General features: G+C 49.5%; 18 protein-coding genes. 10 read left to right on the top strand and 8 right to left on the bottom strand.

Features of this window, described 5'->3' with window-relative positions:
* Positions 1 to 334 precede the first annotated feature (334 nt).
* Positions 335 to 1,405 (bottom strand): ACR3 family arsenite efflux transporter, encoded by a 1,071-nt coding sequence (gene arsB, locus K4H28_RS03595; protein ID WP_221007041.1) that lies wholly within the window; start codon positions 1,403 to 1,405, stop codon positions 335 to 337.
* A gap of 36 nt (positions 1,406 to 1,441) precedes the next feature.
* Positions 1,442 to 3,175, bottom strand: a complete 1,734-nt coding sequence (gene arsA, locus K4H28_RS03590) for an arsenical pump-driving ATPase (protein ID WP_444542513.1) — start codon at positions 3,173 to 3,175, stop codon at positions 1,442 to 1,444.
* A gap of 136 nt (positions 3,176 to 3,311) precedes the next feature.
* Here arsA and istA point away from each other — a divergent pair, with 136 nt between their 5' ends.
* Positions 3,312 to 4,832, top strand: a complete 1,521-nt coding sequence (gene istA, locus K4H28_RS03585; protein ID WP_221005442.1) for an IS21 family transposase — start codon at positions 3,312 to 3,314, stop codon at positions 4,830 to 4,832.
* Positions 4,825 to 5,625, top strand: coding sequence for an IS21-like element helper ATPase IstB (gene istB, locus K4H28_RS03580; protein WP_221005441.1), 801 nt, complete (start codon positions 4,825 to 4,827; stop codon positions 5,623 to 5,625). The genes istA and istB overlap by 8 nt, the downstream gene beginning before the upstream one ends.
* A 198-nt stretch (positions 5,626 to 5,823) precedes the next feature.
* Here istB and arsD read toward each other — a convergent pair whose 3' ends face one another.
* Positions 5,824 to 6,177, bottom strand: coding sequence for an arsenite efflux transporter metallochaperone ArsD (gene arsD, locus K4H28_RS03575; RefSeq protein ID WP_221007040.1), 354 nt, complete (start codon positions 6,175 to 6,177; stop codon positions 5,824 to 5,826).
* 40 nt (positions 6,178 to 6,217) lie between these two features.
* Positions 6,218 to 6,592, bottom strand: coding sequence for an ArsR/SmtB family transcription factor (locus K4H28_RS03570; RefSeq protein WP_221007039.1), 375 nt, complete (start codon positions 6,590 to 6,592; stop codon positions 6,218 to 6,220).
* A 78-nt stretch (positions 6,593 to 6,670) separates the two neighbouring features.
* Here K4H28_RS03570 and K4H28_RS03565 point away from each other — a divergent pair, with 78 nt between their 5' ends.
* From K4H28_RS03565 to K4H28_RS03545, 5 genes are all read left to right on the top strand, one after another.
* Positions 6,671 to 7,678, top strand: a complete 1,008-nt coding sequence (locus K4H28_RS03565; RefSeq protein WP_221007038.1) for an ArsJ-associated glyceraldehyde-3-phosphate dehydrogenase — start codon at positions 6,671 to 6,673, stop codon at positions 7,676 to 7,678.
* A gap of 364 nt (positions 7,679 to 8,042) precedes the next feature.
* Complete coding sequence (locus K4H28_RS03560; RefSeq protein ID WP_221007037.1) at positions 8,043 to 8,342, top strand: putative quinol monooxygenase; 300 nt, start codon at positions 8,043 to 8,045, stop codon at positions 8,340 to 8,342.
* A 30-nt stretch (positions 8,343 to 8,372) separates the two neighbouring features.
* Positions 8,373 to 8,840 (top strand): hypothetical protein, encoded by a 468-nt coding sequence (locus tag K4H28_RS03555; RefSeq protein ID WP_221007036.1) that lies wholly within the window; start codon positions 8,373 to 8,375, stop codon positions 8,838 to 8,840.
* A 339-nt stretch (positions 8,841 to 9,179) separates the two neighbouring features.
* Complete coding sequence (gene arsJ, locus K4H28_RS03550) at positions 9,180 to 10,412, top strand: organoarsenical effux MFS transporter ArsJ (protein WP_221007035.1); 1,233 nt, start codon at positions 9,180 to 9,182, stop codon at positions 10,410 to 10,412.
* 413 nt (positions 10,413 to 10,825) lie between these two features.
* On the top strand, positions 10,826 to 11,773 hold the full coding sequence (locus K4H28_RS03545; RefSeq protein WP_221007034.1) for a TIGR01777 family oxidoreductase: 948 nt from the start codon (positions 10,826 to 10,828) through the stop codon (positions 11,771 to 11,773).
* Positions 11,774 to 11,816: 43 nt separating this feature from the next.
* On the opposite strand, the gene K4H28_RS03540 is transcribed toward K4H28_RS03545, so the two are convergent.
* Entirely contained in the window at positions 11,817 to 12,416 is a 600-nt protein-coding gene (locus K4H28_RS03540) for a short chain dehydrogenase (RefSeq protein WP_221007033.1), read from the bottom strand.
* Positions 12,417 to 12,518: 102 nt separating this feature from the next.
* Between K4H28_RS03540 and K4H28_RS03535 the strand changes: the two genes are divergently transcribed.
* Complete coding sequence (locus tag K4H28_RS03535) at positions 12,519 to 13,448, top strand: LysR family transcriptional regulator (protein ID WP_221007032.1); 930 nt, start codon at positions 12,519 to 12,521, stop codon at positions 13,446 to 13,448.
* Positions 13,449 to 13,471: 23 nt separating this feature from the next.
* On the opposite strand, the gene K4H28_RS03530 is transcribed toward K4H28_RS03535, so the two are convergent.
* From K4H28_RS03530 to K4H28_RS03520, 3 genes are all read right to left on the bottom strand, one after another.
* Positions 13,472 to 14,056 carry a 3'-5' exonuclease gene (locus K4H28_RS03530; protein ID WP_221007031.1) on the bottom strand — a complete coding sequence of 195 codons (585 nt, stop codon included), beginning with the start codon at positions 14,054 to 14,056 and terminating at the stop codon, positions 13,472 to 13,474.
* A gap of 168 nt (positions 14,057 to 14,224) precedes the next feature.
* Positions 14,225 to 15,712, bottom strand: a complete 1,488-nt coding sequence (locus tag K4H28_RS03525) for a carboxypeptidase M32 (protein ID WP_221007030.1) — start codon at positions 15,710 to 15,712, stop codon at positions 14,225 to 14,227.
* A gap of 75 nt (positions 15,713 to 15,787) precedes the next feature.
* On the bottom strand, positions 15,788 to 16,246 hold the full coding sequence (locus K4H28_RS03520) for a multidrug/biocide efflux PACE transporter (RefSeq protein WP_221007029.1): 459 nt from the start codon (positions 16,244 to 16,246) through the stop codon (positions 15,788 to 15,790).
* Between the two features lie 89 nt (positions 16,247 to 16,335).
* Here K4H28_RS03520 and K4H28_RS03515 point away from each other — a divergent pair, with 89 nt between their 5' ends.
* Together K4H28_RS03515 and K4H28_RS03510 are read left to right on the top strand one after the other, a co-directional pair.
* Positions 16,336 to 17,199, top strand: coding sequence for a LysR family transcriptional regulator (locus K4H28_RS03515; RefSeq protein ID WP_221007028.1), 864 nt, complete (start codon positions 16,336 to 16,338; stop codon positions 17,197 to 17,199).
* Positions 17,200 to 17,640: 441 nt separating this feature from the next.
* Positions 17,641 to 18,627 (top strand): hypothetical protein, encoded by a 987-nt coding sequence (locus tag K4H28_RS03510; RefSeq protein WP_221007027.1) that lies wholly within the window; start codon positions 17,641 to 17,643, stop codon positions 18,625 to 18,627.
* Positions 18,628 to 18,998: the final 371 nt, after the last annotated feature.

Here is an 18,998-nt window from a genome sequence, read left to right as displayed (position 1 = left end):
GCGTGGTGTAGCAATCATTATTTCGAGAAAATATGCGTAATGAAGAAGGAGTAATGCAGTGTAAGCGAGTGATGTCAGGAGACTTAGATCGTCAAATGATATCGTTACAAGTTGCAATCTGAGATCGCTTCAAGCAACACGTTGCCATGACGCAGCAAGTGAATAAGTCCTCCGAAAGTTCAGATGACTTATCCACTTACAAATTGAATGAATAATACTTTGTGCAGTTATAGCTTATAAGCTTCGATGAGGATGCCCACATAAAAAAATTAATTAATACTTTCAGTGCTTTAGAAATTTATTTTGAAGTAGCACAGAGTTTATTGACTCTTAGCTAAACAGATTTTCCGTAATATTTACGCTTCATTCTCAGTGCGACATTCACTAAGGCTATCAACACCGGCACCTCAACCAAGGGGCCAATTACGCCAGCAAAGGCTTGATCAGAACTCAAGCCAAACACAGCAATCGACACCGCAATCGCCAGCTCAAAATTATTGCCGGTCGATGTAAACGCAATCGACGCATTTTGATCGTACGGTAAGCCCATTTTCTTGCCGATAAAAAAGCTAGCGAAAAACATCACCATAAAATAGATGACCAGCGGAATGGCGATTTGGATTACGTCCAGCGGCAGCTCGACAATCATTTCACCTTTCAAGCTGAACATCAGCACGATGGTTGCGAGCAAGGCAATCAGCGTGATCGGCGAAATGCGCGGGATAAACACGGTGTTGTACCAAGCTTCGCCCTTCGCAGCGACCAGCCATTTTCGGCTGAGAAACCCCGCCAAAAATGGAATGCCCAGATAAATCAATACGCTTTGTGCAATATCGAAAATCGTAATATCCAGCGCAAAACCTTGTAAGCCAAACAGCGGCGGCAGCACGGTGATAAATAGCCACGCCATAAAGCTATAAGTAATAATTTGGAACACACTATTGAGTGCCACTAAGGCCGCACCGTATTCTTTGCTACCACCGCTAATGTCGTTCCAGACGAGCACCATCGCGATACAACGCGCCAACCCAATCAAAATCAAGCCGACCATATAGCCAGGCTGATCGCGCAAGAAAATAATTGCCAGCAAAAACATCAAAATCGGGCCAACAATCCAGTTCATGATCAAAGAAAGCGTAATCGCTCGCTGATCGCGGGTGACTTCACCGAGCAGGCTGTAATTCACTTTTGCCAGCGGCGGATACATCATCAAAATCAGGCCAATTGCCAGCGGAATATTGGTCGTGCCAACCGACATCGCTTCATTGAGCTGTGCCATTTGCGGAAAAACCACGCCGATCCCAACACCAACAGCCATGGCCAGAAAAATCCATAGCGTCAGATTGCGATCCAAAAAACTCATCTTGTGCGACGTCGATTCATCGGCGCAGGCTTTAACATTCATGCTGAATACTCAAATGGTTTGAATTTTAAAAAATATTTACTTTTGGCCGTGCTCTGCCAGCTCTAAAAGTCGCGTCACGCCAATTGGCTCGTCTTTCAGCAAGGGCACGACGGCATAGCGCTGTGCGTGCTGATTCACCACTAGGTCGATCTCACGCAATTCATTCTGGGCGCGTTGCTGAAGCAACGGCGATTTTGCGCCAGCCAGCGCGATGCTGTTATTAATCACCCACGCCCACGGAGTAATGCCTGCGCGTTGCAAATCGGTTTGCAGATTGGCCGCTTCCAGCACGGGCGTGGTTTCGGCCAAAGTCACGAGCAGCACTTTGGTTTGCTTCGGGTCTTGCAATTGCATCATCGGCGTTAGGTAATGCAGCTTGGCCTGATCCATTTTTTTTGCGACTTCACGGTGATACGCGCCCGTGGCATCGAGCAGCAATAGCGTGTGGCCAGTTGGTGCGGTATCCATCACAACAAACTTCTTGCCCGCTTCGCGAATAATCCGCGAAAAAGCCTGAAATACGGCGATTTCCTCGGTACACGGCGAGCGCAAGTCTTCTTCCAGTAAAGCTCTGCCTTGGGTATCAAGTTGTGCGCCTTTACTAGCAATAACTTGCTGTCGATACTGCTCAGTCACTTCATGTGGATCGATACGACTCACAGTCAGATTGTCTAAACTGCCGACGAGTGTTTCGCTTAGATGCGCCGCAGGATCAGAAGTGGTTAAATGCACTGGCAGGCCGCGATGCGCGAGCTCGACCGCGACTGCGGCGGCAATCGTCGTTTTGCCGACTCCGCCTTTACCCATTAGCATCACCAAACCATGGCCGTCGGCGGCAATTTGATCGACCAGCGTCGATAAATTGGGCGCAGCAAAGTCGATTGCGTTGGAATCAATACTCGGCGCAGCACTTTGGACATCAGTAAACAATTGCTGCAAAGCAGGCAAACCGACCAGATTAAAGGGTTTTAGTGCTAACAAATCCGTTGGCAAGTCTTTCAAAAAATCCGGAATATTCGCCAGCGCTGCGTGTTCGCGTTGCGCGATTGCTGCTGCGAGCGGGTCTTGGCTAGCTTCTGATTCGGGCAGCACGCCATTAATCACTAAATATTGCTGTGCCAAGCCAATATCGGCCAGCTCTTCATGCGTTCGTGCCACTTCGCGCAAGGTCGCTTGCTGGGCGCGGGCCACTAAAATCAGGCGAGTACGAATCGGGTCGGCCAAGGCATCCACTGCGGCTTTGTACTGTGCGCGCTGTTTTTCCAGCCCGTACAATGGGCCAAGGCAAGACGCATCACCTTTGCCTTCGGCCAAAAAGCCACTCCACGCGCCCGGCAATTGCAGCAAGCGTATCGTGTGGCCGGTCGGCGCGGTATCAAAAATAATGTGATCAAAATCAGCGGTTTGTTTCGAGTCGATGAGTAGCGCGGTGAACTCATCAAACGCCGCAATTTCCGTCGTGCACGCGCCCGAGAGCTGCTCCTCAATGCCGCGAACGACGTCATCGGGCAACACACCACGCACCGGATCAACGATCCGATTGCGATAGACTTGCGCCGCCGCTTGGGGATCGATTTCGAGCGCGGATAAATTGGCAACCGCAGGAATGTCGGTGATTTGATTGCCAATCGTAATGCCGAATACTTGGCCGACATTGGATGCCGGATCGGTGCTCACCAATAAAATTCGCTTCCCAGAGGCCGCCAATTGAATGGCCGTTGCGCAAGCAATCGATGTTTTACCAACGCCACCTTTGCCGGTGAAGAACAGAAAACGCGGGGCTTGGGTAAGGTGTTGACGCCGACCGAAAATTGACCCACTACAGCTAGTTATACCGATCCAAAATTGACCCAGGTGCTCTACTTATTCTGCTTAATTCTTGAGCAGAGGATAAAAGGTGATCACCATGGAAATGATTGGCAAAATCCGCAGGATGTATTTTCGCGATAATCTATCGCTGCACGAAATCACCAAGCGCACCGGTCTGGCGCGCAACACCATCCGGACTTGGATTCGTAAGCCAACCTCGAAGTCTGAACCGCAATATATCCGGCAGCATAAGCCCGGCAAACTCACTCCATTTCACGCCACTTTAGAACGTGCGCTCACTGCCGATTCATTCCGTGCCAAACAGAATCGTCGCACCGCCAAAGCGTTGTTCGAGCAGATCCAAGCTGAGGGCTATTCGGGGGGTTATAGCGGCGTCACCGATTTCGTTCGTGCTTGGCGTGGCAAAGCTGGTAAAGCCCCGCAAGGCTTTGTGCCCTTGCAGTTTGCTTTGGGTGAAGCCTTTCAATTTGATTGGAGCGAAGAGAATCTCCTTATCGGTGGCATTTATCGCCGCATTCAAGTTTCCCATATGAAGTTGTGTGCCAGTCGCGCTTTCTGGCTGGTCGCTTATCCCAGCCAAGGTCATGAAATGTTATTTGATGCGCATGCCCGCTCCTTTGTCGCTCTAGGTGGCGTGCCACGACGCGGCATTTACGACAATATGAAGACCGCTGTTGATAAGGTACTCAAGGGCAAAGGGCGTATTGTGAATGCCCGTTTCTCTGTGATGTGCGCGCACTACTTGTTTGATCCCGACTTCTGCAATGTCGCCTCTGGTTGGGAAAAAGGCGTCGTTGAAAAGAATGTGCAAGATAGTCGGCGACGCATTTGGCTTGAAGCGCAAAGCATTAAATTCAGTCACTTTGAAGCGCTGAATGCCTGGCTGGCCGAACGTTGTCGTGCCTTGTGGGACGAACTCAAACATCCTGAGTTCAAAGGGTTAAGCATTGCTGAAATGTTGGAGCAAGAGCGACTGGCAATGATGCCGATGCCGACCCCGTTTGATGGTTACGTTGAGCATCTGGCTCGAGTTTCCAGTACGTGTTTGATCAGCGTAGCGTGCAATCGATATTCAGTTCCTTGTGAATGGGCGCGTCAGCGCGTAAGTGTTCGGTTGTACTCAACACAAGTGGCGATTGTGGTGAACGATGAAATCGTGGCTTGCCATCATCGTCTGCCGGCAAAACATCAGGTCAGTTTCGATTGGCAGCATTACATTCCACTGATCAGTCGCAAGCCTGGTGCATTACGCAATGGTGCGCCATTTACAGAGATGCCAACGGCGTTGTTGCGGCTGAAACAAGGATTGTTAAGGCGCAACGGTGGTGACAAAGTAATGGCACAAGTGTTGGCCACCGTTCCGGTGGCCGGATTGGATGCCGTGCTCGTTGCAGTTGAGTTGGTCTTAGAATCAGGAGTCATCAGCATTGAACACATTCTGAATGTGGTCGCGCGCTTGAATGATCCACCTGCTACAGCCAGTGCCGAAACTGCTTTGCAGTTAGGGGATGCACCGCAAGCGAATACGGAGCGCTATGACCGTCTGCGTGAAGCTTCCGAGCCTACCGCTGCGAGTGAGGGAGCCAATCATGCGTGACATTACCGCGGAACTCAAAGCCTTGCGCTTGCACGGTATGGCGGGCGCTTGGGTTGATTTAAAAGCTCAAAGTGGTTTGGCTATAGATACCTCGGGCTGGCTGATTGAACATTTACTCCAAGCAGAAAACACCGACCGTGGTCTGCGTTCGATTCATCATCAAATGGCTGCGGCTAGATTCCCTGTACATCGAGACTTGGCGGGTTTCGACTTTAGTGTGTCGAAAGTGGATCAAGCCCTCGTTGGGCAACTGGCGACGCTGGCTTTTACGGAAACCGCACAAAACGCCGTGTTGATTGGTGGTCCGGGCACTGGAAAAACACATCTGGCCACTGCGATGGGGATTGGGGGGATTACACGGCATGGCAAGCGGGTGCGTTTTTACTCAACGGTTGATCTGGTCAATCTACTGGAAAAAGAAAATCGAGAAGGTAAAGCTGGGCGAACCGCACTGGCGCTAATGCGAGTGGATGTGGTGATTCTGGATGAACTGGGCTACTTGCCCTTCAGCCAAGCCGGTGGCGCATTGCTGTTTCACTTGCTGTCGAAGCTGTACGAACACACCAGCGTGATCATCACGACCAATCTGAACTTCTCGGAATGGTCGAGTGTCTTTGGTGATGCCAAGATGACAACGGCGCTATTGGATCGACTCACCCATCATTGTCATATTGTTGAAACAGGGAATGATTCCTATCGTTTCCAGCACAGCAGTATGGCGGCGAAATCGAAGATCAAACAGCGGGAGCAAAGTAAGAAAGATGAACTGAGTAGGGAAGCGGAACCGTTCTAAGTTGAAAATGAAGGTGTAAAAATAGCGGGCGAACTGCCCGCTAATTGCTAGACTTACCCACAGTTGCTCCGTTAAAAAGCAACGCTCAGCCCTGGGTCAAAATTCGATCGGCAGGGTGGGTCAAATTTCAATCGGCGCGAACAGGTAAGGAATTTCATGATATGACTCCACCAACTAAACAGCATTGAACTTCAGGAATTAGCCGCAACGATTTCCAGAGCAACAGTTATTTTTCTCAGGCAGCACTTTTGTGATTACAGCCCAACGCGCCAATTCTGCCCGAGTCGGATACCGTCCCGCCAAAGCCATTTCGCTATCCACCAGAACGACAGGGAGCGCTTCAGCGCCAGAGCGCACTAGAAATGCTTTCACAAGCTCATTTTCTGCAAACGCCATCGGCTGCTGCGCCAAATTAAAGCGTTCAATCTGCGCACCTTGTTGCTTGGCCCAATCGATATCGGCTGAGGCATTCACCAAAGCTTGGTCTACATCTTCACCGCACACGCCAGAGCTACAGCACAGGGCGGGGTCAAAAATTTGTATCTTGCTCATGATTTTCTCCTAACAGCATTTGTGAAACGCCGCCGATGGACTACTCCGTCTTAGGAGCGGGGCAGCACAGTGGTGGCAAAACAGCGGGCGAGCAGCTCGACTGGTTGCGTAAGTCAGCACATTGTTCGGGATGCCCTTCGCAACATTCCTCGGTCAGATAGGCGATTAGATCCAGCATCAAGCTCAGATTGGCTCGATAGCGCATATAACGGCCTTCTTGTTCGACCGTCACTATATTGGCCTGCGCCATGGCTTTGAGGTGAAACGACATATTGGTTGGCGGTAAGCCGAGTGCAGTTGCAATTTCTCCTGCCACCATACCAGTATGACCTTGGCGAACTAATAAACGATAAGCATCCAAACGGATACCCGATGAAAGCGACTCAAAAATAGTCGTAGCGATTAATTTTTCCATAATTCAACTATACAACAATGTTTGAAATATTGTATTGTTATTATCAACAATATCAATTTCAGTCTGAGGACAGCACAAATGAGCATCAAAGTAGGGATTAACGGCTTTGGCCGTATGGGACGTTTAACACTGCGCGCGGCTTGGGGCTGGCCAGAGATTGAGTTTGTGCAAATCAACGATCCGGCGGGCGACGCAGCAACCTTGGCGCATTTGCTCAATTTTGACTCGGTGCATGGCCGTTGGGCGCATGAAGCGACGACTGAGGGTGATGACATCATCATCGGCAATCAGCGCATCAAAACCACGCGCAACAAAGCCATCAGCGACACTGATTGGTCGGGCTGCGATGTGGTGATCGAAGCCTCAGGCAAAATGCGAACCACCGCGCTACTGCAAGCCTATCTCGACCAAGGCGTAAAACGCGTGGTCGTTACCGCGCAGGTAAAAGAAGCTGGTGTACTGAATGTCGTCGTCGGTGTGAACGATCACCTGTTCGATCCCGCTATTCACCGCATTGTCACCGCCGCCAGTTGCACGACCAACTGCCTCGCTCCCGTTGTGAAAGTCATCCACGAACAGCTAGGTATTCGCCACGGCAGCATGACGACGATTCATGATTTGACCAATACGCAAACCATCATCGACGCACCACACAAAGACCTGCGCCGTGCGCGTTCGTGCGGCACGAGTTTGATCCCGACGTCGACTGGCTCGGCCACCGCGATTACCGAAATCTTCCCTGAGCTGAAAGGCCGCCTGAACGGCCACGCCGTTCGCGTGCCGCTGACCAACGCTTCGCTCACCGATTGCGTATTCGAGCTAGAACGCGCGACGACGGTGGAAGAAGTGAATGGACTACTGAAAGCGGCATCAGAAACGTATTTGAAAGACCTTTTGGGTTATGAAGAACGCCCACTGGTATCAATCGACTATCGCGGCGATGCACGCTCGTCGATCATCGATGCGCTATCGACAATGGTCATCAACGGTACACAGTTGAAACTGTACGCGTGGTATGACAATGAATGGGGTTATGTGAATCGCACGGCTGAATTGGTGAGACAAGTCGGTTTGGCAGATCAGTAAATATGAGCAAGGGTATTGCCAAGCACGCTCTATAAAACATGGTTTGTATGAAAATACTCTTTTTAAATGGTAATGTTCTCAATACGTGTTGATTTAGTGCCTTCGGCACCGTGTTTTACAGTCGCAATCCGCGACGGGGACTTACTTTCCTTGCTTCGCCAAGGAAAGTAAGCAAAGGAAGGCGACCCGGGCGAAAAGCGCTCCGCGCTGCCCTTGCTTCGTCGTGAGCCAAACGATCAAACTGTTTGTCTCCCTTCTCGCTGCGGTTTTCGCTACACGGGATTTAAGCCCCAGACCAATCATCGGGCTCTTATCCACGCAAAATGAGAGTATTACCATAAAAATTCATCCATCTGGAGAAGCAATGAATCCCTCGGTTGCAGTATTCGGTTTTTTGCGGTTCCCACCTGATCAGTTGGATGCGATTCGCCCCCATTTGAAAACCTTGGTGGATGCAACTTACCTGCACGATGGGTGCATCGCCTATGACGTGGCAGAAGACTTATTTGATGCTGGCTTAATCCGCGTTTCCGAGCTGTGGCCTAGTGCCGAAGCTTTGCAACAACACCTCGTTGCGCCACATATCGATCCATGGCGTACAGCGGCTCGCGCCTGTGGCTTGCTGGATAGAAAATTCACTGCATATTCGATGGGCGAGTCGTAGTTGGTGTAGCGCGAGGTCTCGGATTGCGCTGTGCTAATGGTTGAAAATGGACTGATAACTTGGGAATGGATTATGGCGTTTGAGTTGATAGAAATTTCGGCAGATGATTTACCAATGGTCAAAGAGAAGTTCATGGAACATTTTGTTTCATATGCAGGAAAATGGGTCATCGATCCAGAATCATCTGATTGCCTTCTGTTCTCCGGCCGAGATTATCTCGATCCGACCGTTCCGAGTCATTTTGTGCTTTTGAACAAAGATCGGAAAGTGAGTTATTTTTTTGAAGTTTTGGCGATGCAATATGCTCGAAGACATGTAGAAGGATGGTTGTCGCCCGAGGATTCTGCGCCCGATTTCGTTGTAGTTATTAAGCTTGCTGAAGATTGCATCGTTAATCCCGACATTATCAAAACTAAGATTTGTGATGCAATGCGGGCGTTGAAAAGAAGTACGGATTTACAGCTTCTATTTATTCCTCATTGGGGGCGTTTTTATTGAACCTTTCAAGATTAGGCTTAAAAACTACCCGGCAAAGTGACGTACTCTAAAAAAATGATTCCAGTCTTATGGCTTGGCTTGGCTTGGTGAGGTTGCTCAACTTTGTATTAATTCAAAGCACGATGGCAGGTCTGAGGCTTGAGTTCCCGTGTAGCGAAAACCGCTGCGAGGAGGGAGACAAACAGTATTATCGTTTGGCTCACGACGAAGCAAGGGCAGCGCGGAGCGCTTTTCGCCCGGGTCGCCTTCTCTTGCTTACTTCTCTTGGCGAAGCAAGAGAAGTAAGTCCCCGTCGCGGATTGCGACTGCAAAACATCGTGCCACAGGCACTTTAAAAATATGAATACGAGATCGCCGATGCTCTCCACCCTCTCCCCCCAAATCCGCCAATATTTGATCATCACCGGCAACTATTGGGCATTTACGCTAACCGATGGCGCTTTGCGGATGTTGGTCGTGCTGCATTTTCATCAGCTTGGCTTTTCGCCACTCAATATTGCGTTGCTGTTTTTGTTTTACGAGATTTTTGGTGTTGTTACTAACCTCGTCGGTGGCTGGCTGGGCGCGCGGATTGGCTTGAATAAGACGATGAATATCGGCCTTGGCCTGCAAGTGATCGCGCTGCTGGCGCTGACCGTGCCAACTGCGATGTTGACGGTGCCATGGGTGATGGCGGCGCAGGCACTGTCGGGGATTGCCAAAGATCTGAATAAAATGAGCGCCAAAAGTAGTATCAAGACGCTGGTACCCGCTGGCGCGGAAGGGAAACTCTTTCAGTGGGTGGCGGTATTAACGGGTTCTAAAAATGCGCTCAAAGGCGTCGGGTTTTTCTTGGGCGGCGTATTGCTGGCGACTTTAGGTTTTGCGGGCGCAATGTGGGCGATGGCGGGTGTGTTGCTCTTGGTGTGGATTGCTAGCCTGCTGAGTCTGAAATCAGATTTGGGCAAGGCGAAAAACAAGCCTAAGTTTGGTGAGATTTTTTCTAGTAGCCGTGCGGTGAATATTTTGTCGGCAGCGCGAATGTTTCTCTTTGGCGCGCGTGATGTGTGGTTTGTCGTGGCGCTACCCGTGTTTATGGCGACGACTTTGGGTTGGGCCGATTGGGCGGTCGGCACGTTTTTTGCCTGCTGGGTGATTGGCTACGGCATCGTGCAATCGCTCGCTCCGTATTTAACCGGCAAAAAATCGGGCAAAGTCCCTGATGGCCGCGCCGCGATGCTGTGGGCAATTCCGCTTGCCGTATTAACTGCGGGTATTGCCATAGGGATCAATTTAGAAAATGGCTTGGAGGCAATACTAGTTGGTGGGCTCTTGCTATTTGGTGTGCTGTTTGCGATTAATTCTTCATTACATAGCTATTTGATCGTCAGTTACGCCAAAGAAGACGGCGCATCGCTCGATGTGGGTTTTTACTATATGGCCAATGCGATGGGGCGACTGATCGGTACGGTGTTGTCAGGCTGGGTCTACCAAACGGCAGGCTTGGCGGCTTGTCTGTGGATTTCAGCAGCTTTTATTGCCTTAGCAGCGCTGATTTCATTGGGACTGCCTCGACACGCAAACAACGAGTAAACGCCAGCTGTTGATTGCGCTAGCTAAGCCGAAAAGCAATCGACTTAGCAATGAGTTTCAGTTGCCATCAATTAGCGCGAATTTCGAATGCGACAGGCCAATGAGATAAGCCATGAAGTACTACTCAATTTAGTATCGAAAGTCTCAAAAAATTGAGGTCAATGTTTCAATAATGAGCGATCACCCGTAAAGTATAAAAAGCTGCATTTCAAACGAATTGATAGTGTTAAGAAAACACAGGGCGATTGAGTTTATGACTCAATCGAGACGGATGCTACTGCTGCTCTTGCCTGCTTATTCAGACCATTTTGGCCTGTGCAACTTCTTTTAGCACTGTTTTACAGTCTCACACTTACTTAAGCATGCTTTAATCACTTATCGCTTCGTTTTTTAATCCTTCAGGATCACACACCATGAACGCAACAGAAGCAGGTCAACATATTTTAGTGACGGGTGGTACTGGCTTTATTGGTGCTCAATTGCTTAAGCAACTGCTGGCCGCTGGCCATCGTGTGAGTTTGTTTAGTCGTCAGCCTGCGGCAGCGATGGCCAAATTTAATGGGACTGATGGGGCCAAGGGCAAGGTCAGTGCATTTTCGAATTGGAGCGAGTTGCCAGACGACGCGCAATTTGATGCCGTGGTGAATTTGGCAGGCACCCCAGTCGTTGGTCCGCGCTGGTCGGCGGCGCGCAAGCAAGTTTTGCTCGATAGCCGCGTTGGCACAACCGAAGGGCTCGTGTCGTGGATTGCGAGAGCCAGCGTCAAGCCAAGCGTCTTGGTGAATGGTTCTGCGATTGGCTATTATGGCTGCCGCGGCGATGAAGCGCTGGATGAATCCGCTCCACCACAAGACGAATTTATGTCTGAGCTGTGCCAAAAGTGGGAAGCGGCAGCATTAAAAGCCGAAGATTTCGGCCTGCGTGTTGTGCGACTGCGTCTGGGTTTGGTGTTTTGCTCGCACGATGATAAAGGCGGCGCACTGCCGAAGCTGATCGCGCCGTATTATTTTGGCGTTGGCGGCAAAATGGGCGATGGCCAACAAGTGATGAGCTGGGTGCATCGCGATGATGTGATTGCGGTGATTTTGCGAGCTCTACACGACAGCAGCCTCAGCGGCGCAGTGAATATGACCGCTCCTGAAGCCCCTACCCAAGCACAGTTTGCCAAAGCAGTCGGCCAAGCACTGCACCGCCCTACTTTTATCGCCACACCGGCTTGCGTCATTGACACCTTGGCTGGCGAAATGGGCGCGCTCTTTACCAAGGGGCAGCGCGTGGTACCGAAAAAACTCCTTGATGCAGGGTATGTATTTAAATACCCCACATTAGACAGTGCACTCAAAGCCTACCTAGGAAAATAAAGCCCACCAGCCGCCAGGCTGGTTTTTTTATCAAGATCAAGAATTACAGTACCTGATAAATCTGCCCAGTTTGTGCGCCCTCGACGCTTTTACTGAATGCGCGAGCTACTTTGGCGGCAGGAACAGTTTCAAAACCGCGAAAGTAAGCGCCATAACTTTCCTGTGATTCGGTCAAAAGCGTCGGACTCACCACATTAATACGCAAACCACGCGCCAACTCAATCGCGGCGGCGCGAGCAAAGGCTTCCAAACCGCCGTTGACCATACTGACGCTGCTGCCGTAAACAATAGGATCATTCGTTAAAGCGCCGCTGATCAAGGTAAAACTGCCGCCATCGTTCAGATATTTCTGCCCGATCAGCACCAGCTGGACTTGTCCCATCAATTTGTCGTTAATCCCTATCGCATATTCTGCAGCGGTCATTTCATTCAATGCGCCAAAATGCACATTGCCGGCAGCAGAAATCACTGCATCAACAGGGCCGACTTGCTGATACATTTTTTCAATACTGGCTGCATCAGTGAGATCAACCTGAATGTCGCCACTATTGCGCCCAGCGCTGATGATTTCATGCCTTGAAGCCAGTTCTTTAACAAGCGCTTGACCAATAGTTCCTGCCGCGCCGATAACGATGATTTTCATTTTGTACCCCTCAATGTAAATGCTTGAAATTAAGCTTGATTACATCTTATCAAATCGCTAATAATTGATAATCTAGAAAAATATAAACTGATTGTTTACTTTATGAACCCAATAGAACCATTGAATCAGCAATTACTGGCTGCGATCACTTTCGCCGCAGTGATCGAATACGGCAGTTTTACCGCCGCCGCCGAGAAACTGGGCTACACCAAAGGGCTTGCCAGTCGCCGCGTGGCCCAATTAGAAAAACAGCTTGGCGTACAGCTCTTGTTTCGTACCACACGCAAACTCAGCCTGACCGAAGCAGGCCGCGTTTATCTGGCTCATTGCCAGCAATGGCCGCAATGGATCGCCCAAGCAGAACAAGCAGTGCATGAAGCAAGCGGACAAATCAGTGGCAAAATCAGAATCACCGTGCCAACTAGTTTTGGTGGCACGTTTATGGCCGAAGCCCTGATTGCGTTTCGGCGACGCTATCCTGCGGTGCAAGTGGAGCTCGATTTATCGCGTGAAATGCGTGATTTAGAAACGGATGGATTTGACTTAGCGATACGTAGCAAGCCAGCAGCACACGAGCGCGTCATCGCGATACCCATTATGAATGCCGATGATTGGCTGGTTGCCTCTCCCGCTTTATTCACCGAAAAGGCAGCGCCACAACAGCTAAGCGAACTCAAAGAATGGCCGTGCATTGCCAATAGCCACTTTAAAAATCCGTTGGAATGGATATTTAATGACGGCGCAGATATCGTCAGCATACAAAGCCCATTGCAGATCAACGATCATCAGCTGATCCGCAATCTGGCATTGGCTGGTGCAGGGATTGCTCGCCTTCCCAGCTATTTGGTGGCCGCAGATATTATGCAGCAAAGATTAGTTCGCTTAATTGAGAATGCCCGCGCCAATCAAAATGCGTTTTACTTGGTGTATCCACCCCGCACGCCCCAGCCCGCCAAGGTCAGAGCGATGATCGACTTTTTGAAAGAATGGTTTGTGTTGCCGAACGAGCATGTACTTAAGTGCAAGTACTGAAAAATGAGTAACGTGGATCTTACTTATTCGATTGCAGGCGCTTGCTGACGCAACCATGCTCGATACACACGCAGTGCAACTTGCGCATCATCAGCGGCGTACTGCATTTGCTTTTCTGATAAGGGCGAAAATGCCCAGTTTGACGTTGATATTTTTTTCGATTTTTGCAATCTTTGGCCAAAAAACTGCGCAACCGCGGTTTTGGCGCCCATATCGCTGCGAGAATCGGTACGTAAAGCACGGGCCAAATCGAGGACGTTTTCGGTTGAAATACCCAATTTGGCTTGCAAACGTTGCTTATCATCGCTGAGGCCAAAACCCACTTTCAGAATCGTGGTCGATTCCAAAATGGCTTTAAGCTCTGCGGTTTGCACGCCACGACCGATCGGAATCAAAAAAACCTGTTGATCGGTCGCCAATTGAATCAAATGCGGGCCGTTCGAGGCTTGACCTTTGTGAAATACAGGTTTGGATTCGGTATCAAAACCCAAAACGTCAGTAGCGCTTAACACGGCCAAAGCCCGCGCAAAATCAACGGGCGTTTGCACCAACACCACATCACTCATTGCCACGCCGCAATACGGCGGTAAAATTTCTATCGTCATCATTCAAACATAATAACGCAAGCTTTGAGCAATCGAGGCATTTTTAATTATCAATAGGTATATTCATCTGGGCATTATTTTAAATAGACCAGAGAAACATACCCACAAAAAAATCATCTATCGCTTCGCCAAGGCTGCAGCAAATAGCGCACAGCGCGGCAATCAAACGCTTCAGCCTAAATAGCGTTGCTCTAAATGCTGGCGAAAATGTGCCGGATTGAGCGACTCACCCGTAGCGCGCTGAATCAGTTCAGCGGTTTCCCAACGGCTGGCAGGCGTCCAAATATGCGTTTTCAGCCAGTCAAAAATAGGCGCTAAATCACCCGCCGCAATCCGCTGATCCAAATCAGGAAACTGACTGCGAATCGTCGCAAAAAATTGCGCGGCGTACATCGCACCGAGTGTGTAACTTGGGAAATAACCAAAGCTGCCATCGGTCCAGTGAATATCTTGCAGGCAGCCATTTTTGAAATTGCCTTGGGTATCCACGCCCAAATACGCCAGCATTTTTTGATTCCACAAAGCTGGAATTTCATCGGGTTCGATGTCGCCATCAATCAGCGCCCGCTCAATTTCATAGCGCAAAATGACGTGGGCCGGATAAGTCAGCTCGTCGGCATCAACCCGAATGAAATCAGGTTTCACGCGGGTATAAATTTTGGCCAGATTACTGGCAGAAAAAGCGGCTTGCTCACCCAAATGCTGCTGCACCAAAGGCTGAATCAAAGCCAAAAAGGCGGGGCTACGACCCAATTGCATTTCAAACGACAAGCTTTGGCTTTCATGCACCGCCATCGATCGCGCGCGCCCTACAGGCAGATGCACTAAATCTCGCGGCAAGTTTTGCTCGTAACGCGCGTGGCCCGTTTCGTGCACGATGCCCATCATGCTTTGCGTGAAATCATCCTCGGTATAGCGCGTGGTGATCCGCACATCTTCTGCCACACCGCCGCAAAATGGATGATGCGAGACATCCAAACGACCTGCTGCAAAATTAAAGCCAAGTAACTTCATCACCTCCAGCCCCAAGGCGCGCTGAGATTCAATCGCAAACGGCCCTTGCGCGGCAATCACCGGTTCCTTGCTCTGTTTAGTCATCGCTTGTTGGATTAATTCAGGCAACCACTGCTTCACATCGCCAAAAATACGATCCAATTCGGCGCAGGTCATGCCCGGCTCATACTTATTCATTAAAGCTTCATAGGGCGACAAGCCGCTGTGTTGGCTGAGTAGCTGTGCTTCTTCACGCGACAAGCGCACCACTTCGCGGAAATTGGCCAAAAAGCCATCCCAATCGTTATTGGCACGCTGTGTGCGCCATTCATGTGAACACTTTGAACCCGCCAAAGTTTTCGCCTCAACCAAACTGGCTGGTAATAAATTGGCGTGCTCCCATTGGCGTTTCATTTCTCGCAAACTGGCCTGCTCTGCTTCATTTAAATCTTCGCTACTGGCTGCGGCAATGGTCGCAGCCAAAGCAGGATCGGTCAAACTGTGATGAATTAACACATCCAACTCAGCCAAGGCCGCACCGCGCGCGTCATTCCCTTCTGGCGGCATCATCGCCGCTTGATCCCAGCCCACCATCGCCGCTAAATGCTCAAAGCGGTAAATGCGGGTAAACACAGAGACTAATTGCTGGTAAGCCGTTGGCTGCATGATCAAACTCGGAGTCATATAAAAAGTTCTGCAATCATAGTCGGTTTTACCTGAAATCAGGCATGCATAGCATGATTAAACTGAAGCGAGCTGCAATCGACGGAAGTAGTAAGCCCGTGCAGCGTCATACGCCCAGTTGTACACGTAGGTATACGGCAAAAAGAATAAGAAAAATCCAAGATCCAGTAACAGTGCCTCCCAGATCCCGATTCCCATCCACCACATAGTCAGCGGTAAGGCAAAAGCGATAAATCCCGTCTCAAAAGACACCGCATGCAAGGCACGAATGCGCGGTGTACGTTGCCATTGGCGACGGCGCTCGATGATTTCAAAGCCAAAATTAAACACCATATTCCATAGCATGGCCGTCGTAGCCAACATCGCAGCCAGAACCCCAACGTGGCTGACTGATGAGCCCATCGCCCAAGCAGCCAATGGTGTGGCAAGTGCAATACCGCCGATTTCAAATAGTAGCGCATGCATAAAACGCTCTTTCAATGTTTTTGCTGGCAGCGTGTTCGTTGCTGATTTCATCTGTTTCCCTTCATTTTTCCTTGACAGTGACAGCGATTATCAGCGACTTTACCGTTATATAAAAATCAACAACCATCGGGATTTCCGATATGTTTAATTCAATCGACGCGCTCAGCGCCTTTGTACAAGCCGCAGAACTCGGCTCATTTTCCGCTGCGGCGCGGCATTTAGGTAAAAGCCAATCGACAATCAGCGAAGCGATTAGTAATTTAGAAGTCGATGCAGGATTGGCGCTATTTGATCGAACTGCGCGCCAAATTAAGCTCACGCCAGCGGGCGTGCAATTACTAAATCATGCAAGGCAAGTACTCAATAGTCACGATGCGCTCAAGCGCCAAGCCAGCGCTTTGCACGCAGGGCTTGAAGCGCAACTGAGCATTGTGATGTCTGATACCTTTCAATCACGTGAATTTGAATCGCTACTCAGCGAATTTGCCGAGCGCTTTCCGCTACTCCGTTTAGAATGTTTAGCCGATGAAGATCAAGACGTGCTGCATCTACTACACACTGGCCGGGCGCATCTGGGTTTGATCCGTGCGCAAGCCTCCTATGGCGCAGATTTTTCAGCGCTGCCGATTCCTGGTCGACGCGAAATGGCGATCTACGTTAGCCAGCAGCATCCCTTAGCCAAAATCGAGAATCCCAGCGTCGCCATGCTGGCCGAGCACCGCGAATTGGTGCTTAGCAGCTATATGGAAAACAGTAATGCGCAATACAGCCCGCGCTGCTGGCTAGCGCCCAGCTATTTAATGCTACTAGAAATGACTTTGCGCGGTTTTGGCTGGGCGGCGCTGCCTACATGGCAAGCGGAATATTTTGGACAAAATCAGCTTGTCCAACTCAAACTCCCCAACTGGCCACGCAACGTTCAAGTCGATGTAATTTGGTCACGTCACGCAATATTAGGGCCTGCGTGTAGTTGGCTCATCGATCATATTAGCCAAACTGGGTAATTGATTTGAATCTTAAAGCACAATAAAAAAAGCCCAACTAGCATTGGGCTTTTTGAATCTCACTAGGAAGCAGTCACTTCGATATTATTCCCACTCAGTCATCAACAAGCAGAAGGAGCCTTTATTTCACAAAAGCTTGCAAAGTAAACTGAACTCGATGCCATGAAAAATGCCATGTTCAGCGGCTATATTGTTACACGACTGTAAACCACTAAGCTCTAGTCGCATGGTACGCAATCCGCATTCGGCGAGATTGCGACCCACACAGAGAAGCGCTCCCTATGCTGCTCGAGAACTCTTCGCATCACTCATAATCAAATACAACGCTGGACTATTGGGAAATGAGCCAGAAGATGGATGCAAATTTACTAAGATCCGTTATGCAGATGCTATTGTTACGAAAGAGAACGTCGTTCGCACTAAAACAGGAGTAGAAGCAGTATGCAGAGTGAGGCAAAAACATTCAACTTCCGGATCTCGTTCAAGCTTTCTGGTAGCAACATTAATGTGGATCAGGAGAAGGTTCGAATTTTTGATGGCAGGGATATTTTCCTCACTGCCTCGACCACGGGAGCTTTAATCTCCCAGTCCAACCAGTTAGCGATAGAGGGCGAAGGATTCGATACCTACCGCGCCGCAAGTCTCGAGATGCTCAAGCTCGAGCAGGCGATGAAGCTGGCTGCGCTGGAGCAGCATTTCGGCATTTGTACTGCCAATAGTGGGCATGACGAGTATCCCCTCAATGTTGTGCTGAGAGAAATGGAACACAACTATATTCTTAAAGGTTTCATTTTTAAGCAACTCGCATCCCGCCGAGCATACCCTGCAAGCATGATAGTGTGGGACCCAGAACCTTCCCATGAATTCGAGAGCGTTGATTATTCAAAGTTTTCTTCAGGAATCGCGAAATACTACGCAGGTTACCATGTCGCATCCCCGATGTTATCGGTCATCGACATGCTAGGTGCAATTCACTTTGAATATTCAAGCATGGTGCGGTTAATCCTTTCCATGACAGTGATTGAAATGCTGGCGGGATCGGGAGGACGCAGAAGCAATGAAGAGCAAGAGGTTGTCGATGAACTCGTGCAGAAAATTCAAGAGTCGTCGCTGAGTAAGGACCAAAAAGAGTCCTTGGCACTTGCTGTGGGAGGATGTAAAAAATACTCCATCGGAAAGTCATGTAGAAAATTTGTTCGTCAGAAACTCGGCAAGAATCAGGCGGAGGCTTTTAACGAACTGTATAACTACCGTTCAAAGCTGGTCCATTTGGGTGAAATCAATGAGCCATTCAAGGGCGAAGAGGAGCGCGAGACACAGATCTACAAGGCTGCTGGTGAGGCATATGTAATGGCTTTGAAGTTGGTTGAAGCTGAGATGGAGCCACATAGGAACTCCGAAGAACCAGAGTATGCTGGGCGGAGTTGAATGACCCCAGGTTCACTTGACATTTACGACAAGACTTTCTATTATTGCACTATGCCAAGGACTAGGAGCATCTCCAGTCGTTAGTCTTGGCCTCTACTGCGCTATAGTTAGTTTACGTCAGGTGTGTGTTATCAATGATCTTTCATCACTGGTAACACACACCAGATACGTAAAAACTCAATGCCACTTCCCCTATCAAATTCCTAGCTACAACTCCCGAAAAAACGTTTCTGCTGAGACTAGTTTGCTTAGCAAACTAATGAGCATGCCAAGCTAAAACTTTCTATACTGTTTTTTCACTTAACGCCAAATCCTCAACTGACCCACTGATTTTGTAAGTCTCCATAACATTTCAGCATAAATTGAATCAA

Origin of the sequence: Deefgea tanakiae, assembly GCF_019665765.1 — a bacterium.
GTDB lineage: Bacteria > Pseudomonadota > Gammaproteobacteria > Burkholderiales > Chitinibacteraceae > Deefgea > Deefgea tanakiae.
Note: the sequence above shows the minus strand (reverse complement) of the source record. Positions and strands in the feature narration are given on the sequence as shown.

Bases quoted from the DNA above. Each gene is read 5' to 3' on its own strand.
- arsB (WP_221007041.1), bottom strand. From the start codon at position 1,405: ATGAATGTTAAAGCCTGCGCCGATGAATCGACGTCGCACAAGATGAGT.
- istA (WP_221005442.1), top strand. From the start codon at position 3,312: ATGGAAATGATTGGCAAAATCCGCAGGATGTATTTTCGCGATAATCTA.
- istB (WP_221005441.1), top strand. From the start codon at position 4,825: ATGCGTGACATTACCGCGGAACTCAAAGCCTTGCGCTTGCACGGTATG.
- arsD (WP_221007040.1), bottom strand. From the start codon at position 6,177: ATGAGCAAGATACAAATTTTTGACCCCGCCCTGTGCTGTAGCTCTGGC.
- K4H28_RS03570 (WP_221007039.1), bottom strand. From the start codon at position 6,592: ATGGAAAAATTAATCGCTACGACTATTTTTGAGTCGCTTTCATCGGGT.
- K4H28_RS03565 (WP_221007038.1), top strand. From the start codon at position 6,671: ATGAGCATCAAAGTAGGGATTAACGGCTTTGGCCGTATGGGACGTTTA.
- K4H28_RS03560 (WP_221007037.1), top strand. From the start codon at position 8,043: ATGAATCCCTCGGTTGCAGTATTCGGTTTTTTGCGGTTCCCACCTGAT.
- arsJ (WP_221007035.1), top strand. From the start codon at position 9,180: ATGAATACGAGATCGCCGATGCTCTCCACCCTCTCCCCCCAAATCCGC.
- K4H28_RS03545 (WP_221007034.1), top strand. From the start codon at position 10,826: ATGAACGCAACAGAAGCAGGTCAACATATTTTAGTGACGGGTGGTACT.
- K4H28_RS03540 (WP_221007033.1), bottom strand. From the start codon at position 12,416: ATGAAAATCATCGTTATCGGCGCGGCAGGAACTATTGGTCAAGCGCTT.
- K4H28_RS03535 (WP_221007032.1), top strand. From the start codon at position 12,519: ATGAACCCAATAGAACCATTGAATCAGCAATTACTGGCTGCGATCACT.
- K4H28_RS03530 (WP_221007031.1), bottom strand. From the start codon at position 14,056: ATGATGACGATAGAAATTTTACCGCCGTATTGCGGCGTGGCAATGAGT.
- K4H28_RS03525 (WP_221007030.1), bottom strand. From the start codon at position 15,712: ATGCAGCCAACGGCTTACCAGCAATTAGTCTCTGTGTTTACCCGCATT.
- K4H28_RS03520 (WP_221007029.1), bottom strand. From the start codon at position 16,246: ATGAAATCAGCAACGAACACGCTGCCAGCAAAAACATTGAAAGAGCGT.
- K4H28_RS03515 (WP_221007028.1), top strand. From the start codon at position 16,336: ATGTTTAATTCAATCGACGCGCTCAGCGCCTTTGTACAAGCCGCAGAA.
- K4H28_RS03510 (WP_221007027.1), top strand. From the start codon at position 17,641: ATGCAGAGTGAGGCAAAAACATTCAACTTCCGGATCTCGTTCAAGCTT.